Here is a 21,748-nt window from a genome sequence, read left to right on the forward strand (position 1 = left end):
ATCCACCCTTATACCAACATTATATCTAAATGAAAACTGTATTTTTGGCCATTGCCACCCTATTGTTAACTAATTTTTGTTTTGCCCAACACGTATACCAGATAAAGGCAGATAGTGTACGCATCTACAACACCTGTGATACTGCGGAACTGATCCTGGAGAATCGTACCCAGGACACACTAGGCTTTTTATTCAATAAGGGTAAAGGCCGTACCGAGTTCAGAAAGATGCACTTGTCGGCAGTTGGCAGTAATGCTATTGCCATCACAGGGCAGGATACATTGAATTTAAGCACGATCCTGGATAAGTTCCAGTCCCCCCGGGTTACGCAAACAGACGGTAGGGCAATCCGGATAACAAATGTAAACTCCATTACCAAATCTGGCTGGTATTACCTGCCATATACTTCCCGTAATGCGCCAATAGGGCCGATTAGTTATTACCGTAAGAACGTATATTTTTATGCATCCAGGGAGCGCGATTCTGTGCAAATGACAGACGTAATAGTAGGTAATGGGATAAGCTGGTATTTAAATGGCTTAACCCCTCAATACATCACTCCTGTTCATTTTGTTTTTAATCCGTCCCTGGGAGCTTTTGATTCATCTTATTGGAAAACTAATCTTATTACCTTGCAGGCAGTAACCGACGAAGGCAATATTACCACCAAGAACATGTATGCGAGCGGCTTACAGGTAAATGCTAACCAGGAAGTTTCAAGAAGATTTGGTATAGGCGGCCCCCGCTACCTATAATATTCCATATTTTTTAAACAGGTATTCAACTGAGCACCCCCGGGATTTTCCGACATCGATATCTTCAAATGTAGAGTGGGTGTTAAGTGGAACTACGTTTGATGCATATAAAAATACGGGCGATGACAGTAACGAATATAAGTACGGCTTGCTGGCCATTCGTGCAGGTATTTATGACCGGCATGCTGCAACGGTAGGGCAACTGTACAACTTCGGCGCCAGGGCCGGAACTACCTCTAAACCGGTGGCACTGTTTACCCAGGGAGCGTTGCTTACGACTCCCTTGAATGGCGCGTGGGAGTTCAATGGCACTGCATTGTATTTTACAATAAACGGAGTGCGCAGGCAAGTGCAACTGGCATCTACAGGCACCCAGTCATTCAGTGCAACAAGCGATGCTACAAGTACACCATCAGTGCAAAATGTGGATCCAACAATAAGCATGTTAATGGAGGAGATAGCGGCATTGAAGGAACGTGTTAGCCAACTGGAAAACAAGCTGAACGAAAAGTAGTTGGAAAGAAGGATCATTGAATGAAGCTGGCTGCCTTTACAACACTCAACAAAAAAGCAAGAATGATCCATAACAACGTATTCAGGCTGCAAATGCTAACTTTTTGTATTGCAATAGTTTTAAACTTATGCGGTCAGAAAGTAGTGGCCTGTGATTGTGTTATGTATCCGGTCAGGTCATATATTCCTGCCTCTGAGTTTATTTTTACCGTTAAGGTAAGACAGATACATCAGGAGAGTATAAGTTATTATAAAGGATATAGGGCAACTGTCGAAGTGGTTAAAGTGCTGAAGGGGCAGCCGCTTTCAGGTCAGGAGCTGCAATTTGACGCTATAGACAATAGCAATTGCGCGTTCGTTTTTGCTGCCAATGAAACTCACTTACTATTTGCTTTTAAGAAGGATAACAAATTTTATGTTTACCCTTGCTTGTATTCAGGTTTCCGGCTCAATTAAGATTTTTTCCATAAAAAAAGCCGCCTCCCAAAAAAGGAAACGGCTTTTACATCATCACTCAAAAACAATTTCTATTTCTTTTCAGGCAATGCCACAAAACGGATCACATTCTTTCCACTCAGGTAGTTCTTTGACGCAGCCTTAATGGATGCACCGTTAATCCGGCTCAATTGTTTTTCTATATTGGGCAGCTCTTTCAATTCTTCCTTACCTTCTATTTTCCCGGAGATAAATTGTAACCAGAACTCATTGCTTTCGGACTGCAATTCATATTGCTTCTGAAAGCCGGCTTTGAACTTTTGTACTTCATCGGCAGAGGCGCCCTGCTGCTGTAAATTCGCAATATCCTGTTGTACCAGTCCTACCAGGTGTTCCACGTGTTCAGGTGCACATCCGAATGATACATTTACGCCGAAGCGCTGATCGGGTTCTTTCGACATATTTGCATTTACCGAAGGGGTGTATACTTCGCCGGCATTTTCCCGCAGGCTTGTCAGCAGCCGGTATTGCAGGATTTCAGACAACGCCTGCAGCTGCATTTTGTTCTCCGTACTGTAAACACAATCGCCGTTGTAAACCAGTAATACGCTGGCTTTATTGTCTGTTCCTTTGGTGACTGTTTTTACCAGTTGTCCTTTGGGTACAAGTACCGGCAGTTTAACAGCTTTCTCTTTTCTGTTCAGGGAAGGCAGTGCGCCGAGATACTGTTCGAGCAAAGGTTTGATGCTGTCGGTATTGAAATTACCTACAAATACAAAGTTGGCCTGGGAGGCATCTGCAAAGCGGTCGCGGTAAACTTCATAAGCTTTTTCCAAACTGATGCTATCGAGCCTGGCCAAAGTGGCAGGGCTTGTGCGGTAATTGTAGCCGCTCAATACTGCGGTCACGGTATCTTTAAATACATTGCCCGGATCATTGTAACGGGTTTGTACCTGCTCCCTGGATTGAGCCAGTGCATTTTCAAATAACACGGTGTCTTTCCGGGGTGCGGTGAACCGCAGGTATATCAGTTGCAGTGCGGTTTCAAAGTCCTTTACGATGCTGGCGCCGCCGATACCCTGGCTACGTCCGCTGATGAAGGCGCCTACGGAGACTGATTTACCGTTTAATATCTTCGATAATTGAACGGGTGAGAAGTCAGCCAGACCGGAACCACTTATAATACCGTTTGCACTGGACGCGCTGGGGAAATCTTCATTTGAATATTTATTGATACCACCCGGTGCAAATGAAAGGAACTGGATAACATCATTTTTGTAAGTGGTTGGTTTGAGCCATACTTTCACACCATTGCTCAGGGTTAATTGCTGTATGCCTAATGCCGGATAATTTTTTTGCGCTGTTACTTTTCCAGGCGCCGGTATTTTTTTCAACAGCGGCTGGTCGGTAACGTTGTCCTTATACTCGGCCAGCGACGCTGCAGCAACGGTTTTAAACCATCCTGTAACGGTGGCGGAATCAGGAAGATTATTCTTCTCTTTATCGGGAGCTACGATGAAAATATCACGGTTGGTATCTGTGATATATTCGTTGGCGACTGCTTTCAGGTCATCCAGGCTGATACCCGGTAATTCTTTTTTCAGGAAGTTGTATTCCCAGTCGAACCCCGGCGAGGCGGCTCCTTCGAGGAACAGCGTCTGGTATTCTTTCACGTAGCTTTCAGAAACGGTTTTATTCTTTTCTTTTGCTGCTTTTTCCAGGCTTGCCATATACGCTGCTTTGGCCCGGTCCAGTTCTGATTGTGTAAAGCCGAAGCGTTTCACCTGTTCTACTTCCGACCAGCCGGCGGCAAAAGCTTCCGCCAGTTTACCGGGTTTCGCCGTCACGGAGAAGGAAAACTGATCCAGTCCGCCCATTAAGTTGCCGATGCCTGCGTTTACACCCAGGAACGGAGGATTTGGTTTTTGAGATAACTCACCGATCCGGGCGCCGAGTACCTGGTTAAACAACGACCGTTTTACGGTATTGAGATAATCGGTGGTGGTAGTCAATTTACCGGCGGTATGTTTGATGGCCATTTTCCAGGTTGGTGGCAGATACTTCCGGGTCGGTAATAGTCAGGAATTGATTTTTACCGGTGAGGGCAATTTTATAATCGGGTCTGGGTTTTTCGTTGGCGGGGTTTTTCAGGTCTGCAAATTGTTTGCGGATCTGTTGTTCCACCTGGTCAACATCCACATCGCCCACTACGATGAGGGCTTGCAGGTTGGGACGGTACCAGTCGTGGTAAAAGCGGCGGAGCGTGGCTGCCGGGAAGTGCAGGAGTATGCTGTCTGTACCAATAGGAGAGCGGTTGGCATACCTGGCATTATTTAACACCACGGGAAGTGTCTTATCCTGTATGCGTGCAGCTGCTCCTTCGCGCAGGCGTTTTTCTTCAATGATCACACCTCTTTCTTTGTCAATATCATCTGTTTCCAGCAGGGCTTCCTGTGCCCAGTCGCGCATAATATCCAGTCCGCGGCTCACCATCTTTGGGTCGGCAGTAGGGATAGGCAACTGGTAAACGGTTTCATCGAACGATGTAAAGGCGTTCAGGTCGGCGCCAAAGCGTACACCTGCCTTTTGCAGGTAGTCGATCAGTTCATTTTTGGGGAAATGGGTGGTGCCGTTGAAGTTCATGTGCTCCAGGAAATGAGCAAGACCGCGCTGATCCTCATCTTCCAGGATAGAGCCTACTTTGTTGGCCAGGTAGAATAATGCACGTTTGGAAGGCTCATTGTTTTTGCGGATGTAGTAGGTAAAGCCATTGGGTAATTGTCCTGTGCGAACAGCCGTGTCCAGCGGAATGAGCTGGCTCTGACCGGAGCCCTGTGCAAAGCTGCCTGCAGTGGAAAGACATAGCAGTGCTGCTATGGCCAGATAACGATAATGCATAGATGTTTATCTTTTGTTGGTTTTTGTGTGTAACATGTTCCCGTTATAAAGAAGCGGCTTAGAACATTATAACATGTCTAAGATACCTTCATTCTCGATAATTATCATTCCTTGTCTGTCTGTTGTAATACCTTTTTGCAGGGTATAGGTGTATTTGGGTACGGTACCTTCCATAATAGTTGGCAGGAATTCAAACTGTATATGATCGCCTGCTGTTTTTAGCGCGTCTCCCACTTCAAAGATATGTGTGGAAATAATAAAGAAACAATCCCTGAAGGCGGTGAAAGCTTCTGTTACTGCCAGTGTGGCGTCATAGGCATCTTTCACGTTGGTACCTTTAAACAGTTCGTCGAAAATAACGAAGAGGTGTTTGTCAGCATTTACTTCTTCCGCTACTTTTTTTACCCGGAGCACCTCCGCATAAAAATGACTGTATCCACGGTTCAGGTCATCAGGTACATTTACCGAAGAATAAATACCATCCAGCACAGAAAACTCCAGTTCCCGGGCCGCTACAGGAAATCCCATATGTGCCAGGTACATCATGATACCGGTCGCTTTCATCAGGGTGGATTTGCCCGCCATGTTGGCCCCGGTGAGGAACAGTACATTACTGTTGCCATTAAACGAAAGGCTGTTGGGAACCGCTTTATCCAGGCCGGGATGTTTAACCCCTTTGGCTATCAGCGTATTCTTCTCTTTCGGCAATGCCTTTGCATAGGAAAATCCTTTTGCTTTGGCAATGCCGGAAACGGTGAGATACACTTCTATTTCGTAGGTGAGTGCCAACAAGGTTTTTAGCTTATCCTGGAATATGTGTGCGAGCAGATAGTGTAACCTGGCGGTTTGCAGCAGGGATCTTTGGGAATTGATATTTTGCAGCCGCTTATCCCGGAGGATGTTCCGGGCACTTGTGACCCATTTTTCCCAAGGGGTATTTTTATCACGGCCTTCTTTTTCGAGATGATTGAGTAGGGTAGAAAAGCCTTTTAGCAGCTGTACGCAGGTATCTATTCCCTGCAGCTGCAATTCAAATGCATCATCCTTTACCAGAAGGGCCGCTAACTTTTTCCGGCCCATTTGCCAGAGGGCGAGGGGGAAGCTGCTGTTACTTCCTTCATCCAGGAAGGCTTCCGTGTTGCCCAGCAGTTGTTCGTTGAAAGGAAACGGAATGGGCTGTTCTCCAAAATAACGGAAGGCAGTGCTCCTGGCATTGATCTGATCCGCATCGGTTAGTGGATGGAGGAACATGGCATCCAGCAGTTTTTCTGCCCCCCGGGTTTTTACCTGGTTAAAAAGGGAGAAGATGGAATTGGCATTATACTTTCCAAGCAGCGACAGATCGTCCAGTGTTTGTTTATCGGCAATAAAGCTCATGTGGTCTTCTTTATTGATTTTTTCCTGGCCAATAGGTCCAGGATACCTTCATTTTTTATAATTACCATACCATGCCGGTCGGAAGTAATACCGGAGGCCAGTTTATGCGTATAAACGGGCTTATTGCCTTCCATTAACGTTGGCAGGTATACGAAGTTGATATTGTCACATTTTTCTTTGAGCACATCGCCGGCTTCAATGATATGTGTAGATACCACGAACATACAATTCTTCCTGCGTGCGATGGCCGATGTAATGGCGATGGTGGCTTCATATGCATCTTTTACATTGGTGCCGCGGAACAGTTCATCGAAAATGACAAACAGGTATTTGTCGCGGCTTAGCTCCTGTGCAATGGTTTTAACCCGCAGCACTTCCGCATAAAAGTGACTGGCCCCCTGGCTCAGGTTATCCGGCAGGTTGATGGTGGTGAAAATACCATCCCTTACAGAAAATTCCATTTTGGCTGCCGGCACCGGGAATCCCATCTGGCCCAGGAACATAGCAATACCCAGCGCTTTCATAAAGGTGGATTTTCCCGCCATATTGGCTCCTGTCAGGAAAATAATGTTACTGGAAGGAGTGATGGTTAATGTATTCGCCACCGGCCTGGTTAAAGACGGATGGTAAAAATCTTCCAGTATTACTGTTTGCTTTTCCGCATCCAGGGCAACCGGGAAGCAGAACTTCCGTTCCCTGGCAGTACGGGCCACCGACAGGTATACATCGGCCAGGTAAATATGTCCCAGCAATTGGAGGATGATGTTCCGTTGCCGGAAGCGGAGTATTTTATCATACTCCGCTACCTTGGCAAAAGAAAATTTCTGTTTGGTATGTTCCTGCAGGAGGGGCTGCAATTCTGTTGTTTGTAATAACCGGTCGATGGAAGCGAGTTCCCTGTTGTAAGGAATACCTGCTACCTGTTGCCGGATGCTGTCTGCAAACACCCGGGTGGCCTGTAAGATACCGATCAGGCTTACCACGCCTTTTTCAATGGCTTTGTATTCTGTGTCGGCGGCAATCAGGTGATTAAACTTTCTGCCCAGCGTATGTTCCTGGTCATTCAGCTTCGTGCGCTCATCGGTATTTTGCAGGTGTTGTTCTGCGGCATCGAACCATTCACCCTCATACGGAAAGCTTATCTGCTGTTCAGAAAAGGCGCGGATGATGGTGCTGCGCGCATTGATGGCGGCAGCGTCGGAGAGCGGGCTGCGGAACATTTCTTCCAGCAGCTCTGAGCCGCCGCGGGTAAAGGTGCGGTTAAATATCGTGTACACTGAATCGCCTCCACCTTTCCCGAAAATGTTCAGGTCATTCAGCGTTTGTTTATCGGTCATTAGGCTCATACCAGCTGTTTGTTTTACTTTCTTCTTCTCCTGATGAGTAAAATGCTGCTTCCTATCAGCAATAATCCCGGGATCACGCCCATTAATCCGTATTTCACCACCTTCAGGCTTCCTTTGGTAAGAAAGAGGGTGTTATCTTTTGAATGCGGACGGCTTACGTCTACTGGTACAGTGCCGTAAGATAGCCAATGGAACATACCCGGAATCAAAGAAAAGTTGGAAGCGCCGTAATATCTGATAGGCGGTTTCATACCCCCGTTACTGATACAGTCGGCATCTCCTATGATCATGATGCGTTGCTCTTTATTACCTATCTTTCTTGATAAAGCCATTGCCGTAACAAAGCTATCTGCCCTTTCTCCGGCCATTACATCTACGGAAGCAGAATCATTCACAAAATCGATGGTCTGCGTTTCATTCCATGTTTTCATGGTATCGGTCTGAAGAACGGGGGTGGCTTTAAAGCCTTTGTTTTCCGCCATTACCAAACCAGCCGCTTTCACCATGCCCACATACGCATGTTGTTTGATCATGAGATCGAACATAGGTGCGATGCTGATAGCAGCATTTGTGGGCCGGCATATAACGGCATTCGCAACTACATCTATTTTAGGTTGTACCAGTTGGCCGGGTATTGTTTTTACGCCAAATTGGGAAATGAAAGATTCCATGACTGCTGATCCTGGTTTAAGGGTCACCACCAGGTTTCCGCCATTGGCAATATAGGTGTCCAGTTTTCGTTTGGAAACGGAATCCATCTCCTGCTGCATATCGGAAATCACGATAATGTCTACTCCTGCGGGAATCTGGTTATTACCGGAAAGATCCAGCGTTTCCACATCGCAGCCCTGGTTAGTGAGCGCATAACGGAATGTTTTAACAGAAGAGAACAGGGTATAATCTTTTATACGATCCCCTTCTATTTTCCGTTCTCCTTGTCCCTGCAGGAAAGCAATTTTTGGCAGCTTCATTACCATGCGTTTGAAAACGGCTGATACTTCCGCTTCGTCGGGAAATTTCATCATATCTTCATAGATCCTGAGAAATGCCTTTTGCCCGTTTTCTCTTTCTACTAGGCGGACAAAAATATTGCCTTCATCCCGGAGGTTGATCTTCTTCCTTATTTCTTCCGGTGTCAGGAAGAGATCAATATCGAGGTCTTTGATCTCTGCTTCCTTTTGTGCCATTTCCGCGAGTGATTTGTTTTTATAAACAAAATTCAGGCGGGGGTTATTGCTGGCAGAATCGTAGTAATAAACGTATTTCAGCTTTGTTTCCGGTTTGAAGCGGATGTATTGTTTCAGCTGTTGTTTATCTTCATTTACCATTTCGGGCATACCATTATAGCCTTCCCGGTCGAGGAGGTTTACATAGGTGGTGATGGTGAGACCGCCATCCAGTTTAGCCATGATCTGCTGGCTATTGGGGGTGAGGGTATTCCGCTTGGTTTCGGTAGCGTCGTAATAAGCCATGAATATTGGGCGGGAAGTGGTATAACCCAGCGCCATAGCGGCGATCACTACAACTGCATATTTGCTCCATACCGAGGAAAAAGAGGCATGGGTGCGGTTGGACTGCAATTTCAGGATGCTCAGTGCCAGGAACATGGCAACTACGATCACAAAATAAAGCACATCTTCTGTGCAGATCAACCCACTGATCATTTCGTTGCAACGGCCGGAAATAGACAGCCAGTACGTAATGTCACGTACAAAATCGATGCTCTGCCATACTTTGTTCATATAGCTGAGTGTTCCCAGCAGCACCAATGTGCCGAGAGCCGCTACTACCTGGTAAGAGGTGAGGGAAGACATAAACAACCCGATAGCCGCATAGGCGCACATCAGGAGGTAAATGGCAAGGAGACCTGATAGTACAGGCGCCAGTTCAAAGTTATCTACCACAAACATACCCACTATTACATACACCAGTAATACGGCGATGAGTAGTAAGCTATAGGTCATCATGGCAAGGAACTTACCACGAATGATCTGTGAGGAAGTAACCGGGGATGAATACAGTAATTTGATAGAACCGCTGCTTAACTCCCGGCTCATCAATCCCATTGTAAGCAGGGGCATATAGAGGTACAGGTAATTTTGTACGGAAGCCAGCATTCCCCTTTGTCCGGAGAAAATATTAGCGGTAATAAAGGAGAGGCCCATACCGCTGCTCTGGCCACGCAGCATCTCCTGCAGGGTGTCTGCAAAGCCCATTCCCGTCTGAAAAGTAAATACCACGAGGATCATCCAGGCGATCGGTGAATAAAACAAAGTGAATAACTCTGCTTTGGCGATCTTAAAAATTTGTCTCATTGAATATCTTTTAATGATTTTTTATTTGGTATTTTTTTTAGACAACCTGGCAAATACTGCGTCCAGTGAACTCTTTTCGATAATCAGTTCTGTTAGTCCCCAGCCTTTGCCCACACTTATTTCCGCTAGCCGCTGTGCTGTTTTCTTTTCCCCGTCGTATCCGAGCCTGAAACGGGAGGGGGCCAGTTGTTCGATAGATCTGATACCTTCCAGCTTCAGCAGTTCTTCAGGTGCAGGAGCTGCGTCCAGCATAACTACCAGTGAGTTGGGTTCAATATAATTATCGAACATTTCCAGTGTGCCGGAAAATACCATCTGGCCTTCTTCAATCATTTTGATTTCCTTGCAGGTAGCCTGTACTTCTGTGAGGATGTGCGTGGATAGCAGCACCGAGCGGTCTATCGCAATTTCTTTGATCAGGTTCCGTACTTCCACGATCTGGTTGGGATCCAGGCCGTTGGTGGGTTCATCGAGCACTACAAATTTAGGGTTGTGCACAATGGCCTGGGCGATGCCCACGCGTTGCTGGTATCCACCGGAGAGGTTGCGGAGCAGACGTTCCCTGAAATGTGCCACACCGCATCTTTCCAGGGCCTGGTCGACTGCTTTTTTTAACTGGCTTTTTTCCACCATCCGCAGATCAGCGCAGTAGGTGAGGTATTCTTCCACAGTGAAATCGAGGTACAGCGGCAGTTTTTGCGGCATAAACCCGATGTTGCGCTTGGCGGTTACCGGGTCATCTTTCAGGTTGATCCCGTTGATGAATACCTCTCCCTTCGATTGTTTTAATACTCCACAAATGATGTTCATGGTAGTGGATTTGCCGGCTCCGTTGGAACCCAGCAGTCCCACCACTCCCTGGCTATGGATCTCAAAATTTATGTCCCGAACCGCCCACTGGGAAGCGTAACGGTGAGACAGATTTTCAACTTTTACGATGGCGTTTTCCATTCATTACGGATTGTTTATTAAATAATATAGCAGGCGTAAGCTTTTGCTTACACGGTGATTGCAGTTGAATATTTTTTATGAAGATGTGCTGCTGAAAGATACCTTTCGCCGGGGACGAAGCCCCGGGCGAAAGGAAAGGTTATACATCAGTAGGTGGCGTTGGCGATAGCACGCACATCTATATGATATTTTGTTTTGTAATAATCTACCAGGATATCAAACTTCTGTTTAATGAGCGGATACTGCAGGTAAGGCTGCATTTGTGCATCCGTCCGGGTTGTAATATGCATGATAAATGACGTGATATCATTTGATTTGGCCGTTCCCCAGGAATAGGTGCCATAATACCATTCACCTATTCTGCCGCTGAGGGCATCATAGCTGGTTGGTAAAAAGCCCCTGCTGCGGAAGGCCTCCAGGTTGGCAGGAATGGACAGCGGCGCTGTGGGTGCTGCCTCTGCCGCATAATTGCTGACCGTGTAGAATGCTGCCGGAATATCAAGAATATTATTACTGATATAATAGTTCCAGATAGCGCCTGTCAGGACATTCTTTTTGTCCACCTTTTGAGCCGGGGTCATGGTACGCAGTGATGCGTTCATGCCGGCGAAAGTGATGGACTTACCTACTACCTTGTAATCGAAGTAGAGGTATTCCCTGCCGGGGGGATACCCGGTCCTGTATTGTTTGATGGTATCTGCCATGAGAACGCGGTAAGGAATCCCCTGGTTTTTCTTGAAATCATCCGGCAGGAATTTCAACCACACATCGTTCAGGAAATTCAGCATATCACCGGTATAAGCAGGGTTGCCCAATACCGCTGTATCGATCTTTGATGCGCTGCCGCCGGCTGCCTGCATCCATTCAAAATCCTTTTGTGTAAACACATACAGGAAGTAAGATCCGTAGTTGTTATAGAGCTGTTGAATTTTATCATTTGCCTCTTTTGGGGCGTTGCCCTGCGGTAAAACATAATCAGGTCCGATCGGCGTTGGTGCGCCGATTTCAGTATCCTTCGCACAGGAAAATAGTAATATGCTGGAGATGCAGCCGATTAGAAATATATGCTTCATGTTATGATGTTATTGCTTGTTAAACATTACTGGCCGATCCTGTCGGGCATAGTGCCGGATGGATTTTGTTTCAGTGCCTGGTTTCTCTGCAGTATGCTATTGGGAAGAGGCAGCGTGTACATCGGATCTTTTTCCTTCAGGGTATAATGCAATACCGCTTCCCCCGGCTCATGCTGATAGCGGTGTGTAATGGCAGGCATGCCATAGCGCCGGAGATCAAACCAGCGGAATCCTTCCAGGAAAAATTCCTTACGGCGCTCTACCCGGACTGCCTGCAGCAGTGCTGCCTTGTCGCCAATATTTTCATCTGTGTAACCAATGATGCGTGTACGGCGCAGGTCATTCAGGTCTTTCATGGCAGCAGGCAGTTTTCCGAGCTGCACGTTTGCCTCCGCCCTGTTTAACACTGCTTCTGCTGTACGAATGCATTGGGTCAGTTCTCCGTTTATGATTGTATACTTCGTGATGAGCGGTGTGCCACCTGAATTCGTTATACCATATTTTAGGCGCACATCATTGTTCTGATCAAAAACTGACAGGAGATCCGGAGAAGGAATAAAGGCGGTTTGGTCGCCCCCTTGCGGTTTTGCACCAAACATCCACTCTACTTCAGGGTTGGTATAGGTGAGCCAGTAACCAGTGGTGATGCCGGTCATGTTCATCAGTACTGACGACTGTTCAAAAACTTTACTGGCTTCTGCTACGCACTCTTCCCATTTTTCCATATAGAGATATACCCTGGACAAAAGAATGTGAATGGCTGGTTGATTGATGTGAAAGTCCCTGCGCGCAACAGGCAGCGGATCCATCAGCGTGGCAGCTTCTTTCAGATCGTTAACGATTTGCTCGTACACCCTTGCCACGGTCGACTGCTCCGTGTATTCGGCTGTAACATTGGAGTTCAGCTTTAAAGGAATGGAAAGCGCCTGTGGATTGTTGTTGTAAGGTGCTCCATAGAGATTTACCAACCGGAAATAATAGAACGACCGCATCGCCAGGGCTTCGGCTTTTACCCTGTCTTTATCCTGCTGGCTGCCGATCGCGGTATTGATATTATCCAGTACGGCGTTACATCCCATTATCTTCTCATAAAAATAGTAATAGGCGGTAGACGCGGGATCTTCACTGATAAGATCGCCTAACCCATTCCTGTCGGCCAACTGGGGCTGCCAGGTATAAAACAGGTAATCTGTTTTAACCGTAGCGGTGCCTACGATAGTGTAGGGGGTGCCCGCGCCCCATTCAATGTTCAGGTCCACATCGTCGTCCATGCGGGAAAGAAAATCAGTTGGCTCCTGATTTCCCATATAACCTGATCCCATCAATAGCTCCCGGAAGTCGGTAGCCGTTTTGGGAATAATCTCGCTCTGTGATTGTTCTTCCAGGAATTTGGTGCAGCTGGATGTCAGCACCGTGAAGACAAAGAAAACAGCAAATAACTTATATTTCATGCGCTTCAATATTAGAAAGTCATATTAAAAGATAATGACGTTGTTCTGCGGGCAGGCCATCCGTTTGTTTCCGGATCGTAACCTCTCCATGCGTCGTCAAAAGTTACCAGGAATGGGTTGGTCATGCTGAGGGACGTACTCAGTCGTTTGATGTGTATCTTTTTCAGCAGTTCCTGTGTAAACTCATAGTTCAACGCAATCTGCCGGCAACGGATAAAGTCAGCATCTGCCACCATGTAATCGGATTGATTATACAGGTCATACGGCGTTACTCTGTTTGACGCTATCGTGGGCAGGTAGAACTCTATCCTGCGGGGATTACCGGGTGGAACAGCAGGGATGTTGGTGTGCTGCTCATCGCCAGGTTGTTTCCAGCGGTCATTCAGGATCCTGGGTGCATTCTGTTCAGGAGTAGGCGCCCCGGAAGAATTGTAGAACACCGGCAGCCTTTTTTGATTTCCGAAAGCCATGGCAAACTGCGCGCTTAACGAAAGGTTTTTATATCGCACCATGGTATTGAATCCGCCGGAAAAATCGGGATCCAGCTTACCGGATTTAACGAGGTAATCCAGGTCATTGGCAGTAGGTTTAATATCCATGTTTTTGAAGAGAGGCACGCCATTGGCTGGATTTAAACCGGCATAGGCAAAGGAATAAAAGGTGGAGTAAGCCTCTCCGTTCACAATAGCAGTTCCGTTCAGGTAATCATCTTTTGTATTGATCCTTTCGTTTTGTTTCAGCACGTTCCGGGCAAGACCGGTATTCACAGAAAACTGCCACATGAAGTCTTTCGTACGCACCGGCACTACGCTGATGATCAGGTCGTACCCGGTGTTTTCCATCAGGGAACCAAATACGGTAGCGGAGTTCATCCCATTTTCAATGGGTACGTCCCGTGAAGCCAGGATATTGCTGCTTTTTTTGTACCAGTTGGCGGTGGCGCTCAGGCGGCCGTTAAACATTGCCAGGTCCAGTCCGAAGTTCCATGTTTTTGTTTTCTCCCAACCCAGTTCAGGATAAGGCAGCGATTTGATGTTGAGGACATATTGTTTGAATACATTGCTAAGTCCTCCGTCGGTGGCAATCAGGTAAGGAGATACCGCTTCCACTGCATTTCCCTGGTAGCCGTAAGTGGCAGACAGGTCAAGTGCGTTCAGCCATTTCACGGAGCTCAGGATTTTTTCATTGGCAACGCGCCACTTTCCACCAAACGACCAGGTTGGCTGGAATTTCTTGTTTTTATCCTGGCCAAAACGGTTGGAGGCATCCAATCTCGCATTGAAGTTGAAGATAAATCGCTGATCAAAAGCATATACCGCAGAGAAGTACTCACTCAGGAAATTACTTTTTTGATTGACGATTCCTGAATTTGTGCGCATGAGATCAAGCAGGTTGTCGCCATTGGCAGAAATCATCGCGGGCATTACCGGAACAGGTGCATAGCTTTCCCCGCGATACCGTAGATAACCATAACGGGTATCGGTGTTACCCTGCATTAATGCGGATCTGGCTTCCATTCCAGCCTGAAGGGTCACGGCATGGCGGGTACCAAATAAGTGGTTATATACCAGGCTGTTTCTCCAGGTATAGCCACTGTTGTCGGCGTTCTGCAGTTGTGCGAGTCCTCCGAAAGGCAGGCGGCTGGCCAGTTCCTGCGGAGAGTTGGACAGTACGCTGCCGAACTCATATCCTCTTGTTTGGGTGATAAAGTAAGATAATTCCGTTGCGTAGGATTTTACGCTGGAATTGGTAAGGGTGTAAGATAACAGTCCCTGGTATTGCAGGTCCTTTGTTAACTGCAGGTTTACATCTACAGTAGATGCGAGGTTATTGGTAACATTTTTATTTCCTGTATTATTAATTTCATTCTGAATGTTATACCGGTAGCTGTTGTTGCCGGGGAAAACGGTGCTGGATTCTCCTCTTTTCTCATGGTAAAAAAGGGATCCGTCATCATTATACATAGGAATGGTTCTGGCAGTATTATAAGCATAGTTGAACGGATCTACGCCATACGAAAAACCATTTGTTTCCCGCCGGCTGCCGTTCAGCATCAGGTTTACGGTCAGCCGTTTTCCGAACCGGAGAGTGGTATTGGAGGAAGCGGCGAAAGAAGTAAGGTCATTCCCTTTGGCTTCCCCGTTCTGCTGCTGAAGACTGAAAGAGGTTCTGTTGGAGATCTTCTCGGTACCGCCGGAGATGCTCAGGCTATGATTCTGACTGAACGGGTTGCGGAACAGGAGTGAGAACCAGTCGGTATTCTGGTTTTCCAGCTTCCGGTACCGTTCCATATAAGTGGCATAATCGATTTCTTTTCTCTGTAACTGCTGGATCAATGCGGCGTAGCCGATCGGCAATACTTCAGCGGTATAGCTGTCGCGGGCTTCGTATACTTCTTTCGAAAACTGCATCAGTTCCTGGGAGTTCATCAGGTCGAAGTCGCCGTAGGTAGGTTTCTGACCCACTGTGAGGTTGGAGCTATAAGACACCGATAACTGGCCGGGGCGCGCTTTTTTCGTGGTGAGCACAATTACGCCGTTGGCTGCCTGTGAACCATAAATAGCGGTGGCCGAAGCATCTTTTAAAACGGTGATGGTTTCAATATCGTTTGGATTGAGCCAGGAAATGGCATTGGAGGCGATCAGCCGCAGTTCGCTCATATCTCCTGCCAGTGATCCGCTACCATTGGGCATTGGCAGGGGATCGCGCTGGATTACGCCATCTACTACCCAAACCGGTTCCTGGTTGCCCAGGATGGTGGAGGTACCGCGGATACGGATCTTTGGCGTGGAACCTACCTGTCCTGATTGCGTGATAACAGACATGCCCGGTACAACGCCCTGTAACATCTGATCGATGCTGGTTTCGCCGGCAATCTTGATATCATCTGCCTTTACGGAATAAACGGAACCTACGTAATTCTTTTTATTCACGTTCATATACCCGGTGATCACCACGTCGTTCATTTCGAGGTCTTTCCTGTTCAGCGTAATGTTCAGCAGGAGGTTGGCTCCTTCTTTCACCAGCAGCGACTTCGATTGTGCTTTATCCAGCGTGTTGGCGGTATATCCGTTGTCGCCCTTCAGAACAGCGATTTCCAGGGTTTCATACCCCAGCATGCTGATCACGAATACGGCATCTTCAGGTGGACGGTTAAAGAAGAAGGACCCGTCGGAACCGGTGATGGTACCGTTGACCGTATTTTTTATCCGGACAGATACGCCTGGCAATAGTTCACCAGTGGAAGACCGGATGGTGCCGGTAATCGTATTTGGAGGAGCCAGGATATCGCCGGCTGGTATTGTTTTGCGTGACAGTACAATCGTTTTGTCCTTGATCACGTAGGTAACGGGTAAGTCTTTCAATACTTCATTCAGCAAGTCTTTCAGGGGCATATCCCGTACAGAAAGCGATACATTCCTTGCATCATTGATCGTGTTATTATTACTGAAAACTACGTACCCGGTTTGTTGCTTAATAGCACTAAATACTTGTTTGATAGGGATGGCTTTACCCGACAGGGTAACGGTTTGTGCGTGACCCGAGGCACTTGCCTGAAAGATGGCGGCTGTTAATAGAATGACAGTAAGTCTCATTACCAGAAAGATTTTGGTTAGGCCCGTGTTTTTTCCCCGGCGATCCGGCGGCCAATAGCATTTTTTTTGCATAAATTGCATGAGATTTGGTTGTTAATAAATGTGAATTGCAATAAACCGTTTAGAAACCAACTAAGTCAAATACACCGTCACGGCCGCAATCCGTGACGGTTTTTTAATGGTTGGCTTGTTAAATTACATAGTCAGGCCGGGCCATGCAGGCCCCTTCTGTGATTCCCGGTGCAGTGTAACTGATACTTATTTATTCAGCACAATCAATTTGCGTCCTTCTACTCTAAAGTCTACTTCTGTTCTCCTTAATATTTCCAGCAGGTCTGTTAATGAAATTTGTCTGCTCATTTCTCCCATGAATTGTATATCCGGTATACCATTTTCATAAACTACATCTATATTGTACCAGCGTTCCAGCTGTCGCATTACTTCTTCAAGATTAGCGCCTTCAAAGTTGAACAGGCCGCTTTTCCAGGCCATTATTTTTTCAATGTCCGGTTTGTTTACTATAGCTATTTTTTCCTCCCGGTGTGTTGCTGATCTGTGCCTGCTGGCCAGGTTTGAGGATTACGCTGGCAGGTTCATTGATTACTTTTACGCTTCCATCGAGCAATGTAGTATTGATCGTTTTCTCATTTTCGTAGGCGTTTACGTTGAACAACGTGCCCAGTACTTCTATGGAAGCTTTATTATTTACATTTACCAGGAAAGGTTTATTGGCATCTTTTGCTACTTCAAAACAGGCCTCCCCGTATATTTCCACTTTTCGTTCCTTGCCGGCAAACACCGTAGGGTAGCGGATAGAGCTGGCTGCGTTCAACCACACCTTTGTTCCATCAGGTAAGGTCAGCTGGAATTGCCGCCCCTTGGGCGTGGTCATTTTGTTATATTGAATGTCGGAGACGGCTTCCCCGGAAGGATCATACTTAAGTTTACCATCCGACAGTACGATGGAGCTGCCGTTCTGTTGCGCAACAACCCCGCTGGTCAGGCTATCCAGCACTACCTGCCGTCCGTCGGCGAGGGTAAGTATGGCGCCCTGGCTGCCGGGAGTGATATCCGTTACATTGGATGCGATGGCCGGTGACTGATCTTTTTTATTCATTACCAGCAGGTAGGCACTTCCTGCAAGCAGCAGTGCCGCAGCAGCGGCCCAGCCCCATCTGCGGATAAAATGAACCCGGTGAACCGGCGTCATAATGGGTTGGCCAAATCCGGGAATCTGTTCACTGATCTTCCTGGAAATCCTGTCAGTATCATAGGCATAAAACCGCTGAAGATTCGCCACCAGCTGTTGCTGATCGCTTAATTCCGCAAAAAGACGACGGTTGTCATCGGAGGCGTTGATCCATTCCGTTAACGCCATCTTCTCGTCAGCATTCAGACTATTGTCCAGGTATTTGCCAATCAGGCCGGCTATGTAATGATTGTTCTCAGTCATGTCGATACTACTAAAACAACTAACTCCTCTTTTTATACCGCCCTTTTCAAAAAAAATTACCGCTGCAGCATTAATAGTGCGGAAACGAGGACTGGAAGGGATATCAGCTCATTTTTTAAAAGAGCGGTACGTAATAATCCTACGCCTTTTGCTTTTTGGTTCAGAACGGTCTGGTAGGCCATATTAAGTTCGTCGGCTATTTCCTGCGGCCTTTTCCCGTCGATAACGGAAAGGCGGACTACCTGCCGGCATTGTGGCGGCAGTTTTTCAATTTCAAGAAAAATAGCCTGGGTGACCTCCGTTTTTATATAGGCTTTTTCAACATCTATGGAAAAGCGGTCGGCGTTCCTTTCTATCGACTGGTGAATATCACCATGTCGTTTTTGCGCCTTGAGATAATTGAGGGCGGCATTCCTTGCTGCGGTGAACAGGAAAGCTTTGAGTTGCCCGAGTGTAGGAAAGTCCTCTTTTTTTTGAAATGCCTGGATGAAGCATTCAGAAACAATATCTTCTGCGGCCATGGTATCGGAAGTCAGCTGTTCCGTAAAAAAGCAGAGTGGCCGCTGGTATAGCGCATAAATTTGATGCAGTGCTTTGTGTTCGCCCTGCTGAAAAGAAGATATCAGCTCAATTTCCCCGTATGCTTGCTTACTTGACAATGCTTATTTTATGTTCATGTTTGGAAGCACAAACTAGAGCAAAAATTCTCAAGGAAAAAGGGGTGTGTTTAAGAAGTTGAAAATTAAATTGTTATGAATTTATAATAATTGGTCAGTGATGGGTGTGTTCTCATATAATGGGAAACCAGTTTTACGTACCAAACGGATAAGTTTCCGGTACCATCTTAATCTCGCCCGCCTTCGTACGGACGTTGGTTTCAACCTGCTGCAAAAACCAGACGGCTGGTTGGTGCTCATAAAGAAATAAATACCTGGTTTGACGCACGTGGCATATGTTTTGGGCTTTTTTTTCAAAAAAGGAGGGTATTATGAAAAACTCATTTTTGGTTTATTATACTCTGCCATTGGCATTCCTTTTATGGAGTTGTAACAACAGGTCTGCAGATAGTGAGAAGAAAGCGAAAGAAGCCAATAGTGAGCGGATCGACAGCCAGATTATGAACAACAAGTCCTCGGACTCGGTATCAGTGGTTTTGTCGCAGGCAGATGCTGATTTCGTGGTGGAAGCAGCCAGTGGGGGAATGATGGAAGTGCAACTGGGACAGTTGGCACAAACAAATTCCCGGAACCAACAGGTAAAGGATTTCGGTGCATTGATGGTAAAAGATCACAGCGGCGGGGGAGCGCAAATAAAGGCATTAGCCGCTTCCAAAAAAATAACGTTGCCGGATTCCATCTCAAATTCCCAACAGAAAGAAAAGGATCGGCTTGGAAAAAAGAAGGGAGACGAATTCGACAGGGCTTATGTAAATGCGATGCTCAGCGACCATAAAAAAGACATCCGGGAATTTCAACGGGCAGCAAAGAATGCAACAGACAGTGATATAAAATCATTTGCGGCGGCCAATCTGCCGATGTTATATGCGCATCTTGATTCTGTGCAGCAGTTGCAGAAGCGGTTAGGCATTAAGGAGATACCGGTTGGCCCGCCACCTTACGAATAGAAATAGCCTTGTTATATACTTTTTGGTATGTAAAGGCAAAAAACCGGGAATCCGTGAGTAAATTTCCGGCATGAAAGATTTCCGGCATCAGAACAGGCTGTATTACAGTCCTGTTGAATTTGCGATGAATTATATCGGTGGCACCTGGAAAATTCCTATCCTCGTGGCGTTGCAGGAAGGGCCTGTAAGATATGGTGATCTGAAAAAATCCATACCGCATATCACCGATAAAATGCTGATCACGCAATTGCGCGACCTCGAAGAAAAAAATATGGTCACCAGGAAGGCATACCAGGAGAAGCCTCCACGAGTGGATTATGCACTCACTGAAAGAGCCCGGCAGGCATTGTCTGTTATTGATGCATTGAATGCTTATGGCGTGTTCCTGATGAAGGAGGAGCAGATTATAATATAAGAAAGCAACTGCTTAGGGCAGTTGCTTTCTTATATTTTACCTTTCCAGCTGAAAGCCGGGTTCCATTGCCGGCCGTTCTGCAAGATTGGATACGGTAAAGCCGGTGGCATACATCCACCGGGCTATTTTTGTCAGCTTTTCTATATTGATGGTGGCGGCTTCATCGCCGGGGGTATGATAAAGCGCATGCGGCAATGAGCTGAAGTATAATACCGGGATATTCTTTTTTGCATAAGGATAGTGATCGCTGCGGAAGTACCATACTTCCGGGTGAGAGGCTTTGTCCCATGCTGTATCCAGCTTAAACCGCGGCCCTTTTTGGTTTTCTTCCAGTCCTATTTTTGCCAGCGCGGAAGAACTGAGGTGAGGCGGAATGAGGCCAAGAAGAGCGGCGCTGTCGGGTGCATTATTACCGATCATATCCGCGTTTAATACGGCTACGAGCGATTCGCGGGGCACTGTTGGATGATCGGCAAACCAGGTGGAGCCAAACAGCCCCCGTTCTTCCGAACCATGCCAGATGAACAGCGTAGAGCGCTTACCTGGTTGCTGATGAAAAGCCCGGCCAATGGCCAGCAAGGCAACGCTTACGCTGGCATTATCGTCTGCTCCGTTGTAAATTGAGTCGGCCACTCCCGCTACATTCCTTACCCCGTCATGATCCTGGTGACCGCTAAACACTACATATTCTCCCGCCAGTTTAGGATCGCTGCCTTTTACTTTCGCTACTACATTTACAGACGGATAGGTGAACGACTCGGAAAAGATATGCGCTTTCAGTTGCTGACCTGGTTGCTGTACCAGCGGCAGCGCATCCTGTTGCAGCCAGATAATGGGAACGCCGGTTAACAGCTGCCGGTGAAAAAGACTGCCTTCTATCTGGTAGGAACCGCGGTTGTTATATTGCGTGGCTTTTGACCATCCTTTCTGTGCCAGTTCATCAGCAACAAAGATAATAGCTACTGCACCTTTGGCCGCGAGGTACCGCGCCCAATAGTTCACCACTATGCCTGCGTACCGTGTGGGTATGCGTACACGCGGATCATTGATGCCTTTGGCGGAAAACTGTAACGCCACTACTTTTCCCCGTATGGTGGCCTCAGATACGGTGTCGGCGTCCTTAATAAATACAATGGGGGCATCCACCGCTGCAAAGCTGGGTTCATACACAATGGCATCCTGCCACAAATGAAATGGCCGGTTGCCTACACTGATGGTGCTGTGGTTACTTACCCGTTCCCTTATAAGGGAAAAGAACTGGAGGTAGGTGCCATCATCGCCGGCAGGTTCAAGCCCGGCTTTACGCGCCTGCTCCGCCAGCCATACGGATGCCTTCAGTTCGTCCAATGTGCCGGCTTCCCTGCCCCTGAAATGATCGTCGGCCAGGTAGTACAGATCTTTTTTGATATCGTCCGCTTTAATGGCGTCTATGGGCTTGTTACGCTGTGCCATTAATGCGCTGGTGGTTAACAACAATGCAGCCAATGCTGCGGAGAAACGGTTTGTCATAAGCATATCTTTCTGTAATAAAAATACGGTAATAGGG

17 protein-coding genes are annotated in these 21,748 nt (G+C 47.0%); 4 read left to right on the forward strand and 13 right to left on the reverse strand.

The genetic code is table 11. The features are described 5' to 3' along the window. Positions 1–29 precede the first annotated feature (29 nt). Positions 30–755 carry a hypothetical protein gene (locus tag QFZ51_RS10455; protein ID WP_429045607.1) on the forward strand — a complete coding sequence of 242 codons (726 nt, stop codon included), beginning with the start codon at positions 30–32 and terminating at the stop codon, positions 753–755. Positions 756–834: 79 nt separating this feature from the next. Then, the gene (locus tag QFZ51_RS10460) at positions 835–1,269 is read left to right on the forward strand and encodes a hypothetical protein (RefSeq protein WP_429045609.1); all 435 of its coding nucleotides are present in this window, start codon (positions 835–837) and stop codon (positions 1,267–1,269) included. 526 nt (positions 1,270–1,795) lie between these two features. On the opposite strand, the gene QFZ51_RS10465 is transcribed toward QFZ51_RS10460, so the two are convergent. The 12 genes from QFZ51_RS10465 to QFZ51_RS10520 all read right to left on the reverse strand — a co-directional run bounded on the left by QFZ51_RS10465 (position 1,796) and on the right by QFZ51_RS10520 (position 18,822). After that, positions 1,796–3,742 carry an insulinase family protein gene (locus tag QFZ51_RS10465; protein ID WP_429045611.1) on the reverse strand — a complete coding sequence of 649 codons (1,947 nt, stop codon included), beginning with the start codon at positions 3,740–3,742 and terminating at the stop codon, positions 1,796–1,798. Continuing rightward, positions 3,717–4,601, reverse strand: coding sequence for a M16 family metallopeptidase (locus tag QFZ51_RS10470; RefSeq protein WP_429045613.1), 885 nt, complete (start codon positions 4,599–4,601; stop codon positions 3,717–3,719). Before QFZ51_RS10470 ends, QFZ51_RS10465 begins: the two co-directional genes overlap by 26 nt. A gap of 66 nt (positions 4,602–4,667) precedes the next feature. Then, entirely contained in the window at positions 4,668–5,978 is a 1,311-nt protein-coding gene (locus QFZ51_RS10475; RefSeq protein WP_429045615.1) for a MutS-related protein, read from the reverse strand. After that, positions 5,975–7,324: a MutS-related protein gene (locus QFZ51_RS10480; RefSeq protein ID WP_429045616.1), complete on the reverse strand. Its 1,350-nt coding sequence runs from the start codon at positions 7,322–7,324 to the stop codon at positions 5,975–5,977. Before QFZ51_RS10480 ends, QFZ51_RS10475 begins: the two co-directional genes overlap by 4 nt. A 14-nt stretch (positions 7,325–7,338) precedes the next feature. After that, the gene (locus QFZ51_RS10485) at positions 7,339–9,639 is read right to left on the reverse strand and encodes a Gldg family protein (protein ID WP_429045618.1); all 2,301 of its coding nucleotides are present in this window, start codon (positions 9,637–9,639) and stop codon (positions 7,339–7,341) included. A gap of 21 nt (positions 9,640–9,660) precedes the next feature. Then, on the reverse strand, positions 9,661–10,590 hold the full coding sequence (locus tag QFZ51_RS10490; protein ID WP_429045619.1) for an ABC transporter ATP-binding protein: 930 nt from the start codon (positions 10,588–10,590) through the stop codon (positions 9,661–9,663). Between the two features lie 146 nt (positions 10,591–10,736). Next, on the reverse strand, positions 10,737–11,663 hold the full coding sequence (locus tag QFZ51_RS10495; protein WP_429045620.1) for a hypothetical protein: 927 nt from the start codon (positions 11,661–11,663) through the stop codon (positions 10,737–10,739). A gap of 26 nt (positions 11,664–11,689) precedes the next feature. After that, positions 11,690–13,114, reverse strand: a complete 1,425-nt coding sequence (locus QFZ51_RS10500) for a RagB/SusD family nutrient uptake outer membrane protein (protein ID WP_429045622.1) — start codon at positions 13,112–13,114, stop codon at positions 11,690–11,692. A gap of 11 nt (positions 13,115–13,125) precedes the next feature. After that, positions 13,126–16,710 (reverse strand): SusC/RagA family TonB-linked outer membrane protein, encoded by a 3,585-nt coding sequence (locus QFZ51_RS10505; protein ID WP_429045624.1) that lies wholly within the window; start codon positions 16,708–16,710, stop codon positions 13,126–13,128. A 258-nt stretch (positions 16,711–16,968) separates the two neighbouring features. Further along, entirely contained in the window at positions 16,969–17,202 is a 234-nt protein-coding gene (locus QFZ51_RS10510; protein ID WP_429045626.1) for a DUF4974 domain-containing protein, read from the reverse strand. A 7-nt stretch (positions 17,203–17,209) separates the two neighbouring features. Continuing rightward, the gene (locus QFZ51_RS10515) at positions 17,210–18,163 is read right to left on the reverse strand and encodes a FecR family protein (RefSeq protein ID WP_429045627.1); all 954 of its coding nucleotides are present in this window, start codon (positions 18,161–18,163) and stop codon (positions 17,210–17,212) included. Between the two features lie 56 nt (positions 18,164–18,219). Further along, positions 18,220–18,822: an RNA polymerase sigma factor gene (locus tag QFZ51_RS10520; RefSeq protein WP_429045629.1), complete on the reverse strand. Its 603-nt coding sequence runs from the start codon at positions 18,820–18,822 to the stop codon at positions 18,220–18,222. A 329-nt stretch (positions 18,823–19,151) separates the two neighbouring features. On the opposite strand from QFZ51_RS10520, the gene QFZ51_RS10525 reads away from it, so the two are divergent. After that, complete coding sequence (locus tag QFZ51_RS10525) at positions 19,152–19,787, forward strand: DUF4142 domain-containing protein (RefSeq protein WP_429045631.1); 636 nt, start codon at positions 19,152–19,154, stop codon at positions 19,785–19,787. A gap of 70 nt (positions 19,788–19,857) precedes the next feature. Beyond that, positions 19,858–20,202, forward strand: coding sequence for a winged helix-turn-helix transcriptional regulator (locus QFZ51_RS10530; protein WP_429045633.1), 345 nt, complete (start codon positions 19,858–19,860; stop codon positions 20,200–20,202). A gap of 36 nt (positions 20,203–20,238) precedes the next feature. On the opposite strand, the gene QFZ51_RS10535 is transcribed toward QFZ51_RS10530, so the two are convergent. Then, a complete protein-coding gene (locus QFZ51_RS10535) occupies positions 20,239–21,711 on the reverse strand; it encodes a M28 family peptidase (RefSeq protein WP_429045634.1) in 1,473 nt (490 codons plus the stop codon). Between the last annotated feature and the right edge of the window lie 37 nt (positions 21,712–21,748).

It is taken from the genome of Chitinophaga sp. W3I9, from assembly GCF_050434025.1.
Classification (GTDB): domain Bacteria; phylum Bacteroidota; class Bacteroidia; order Chitinophagales; family Chitinophagaceae; genus Chitinophaga.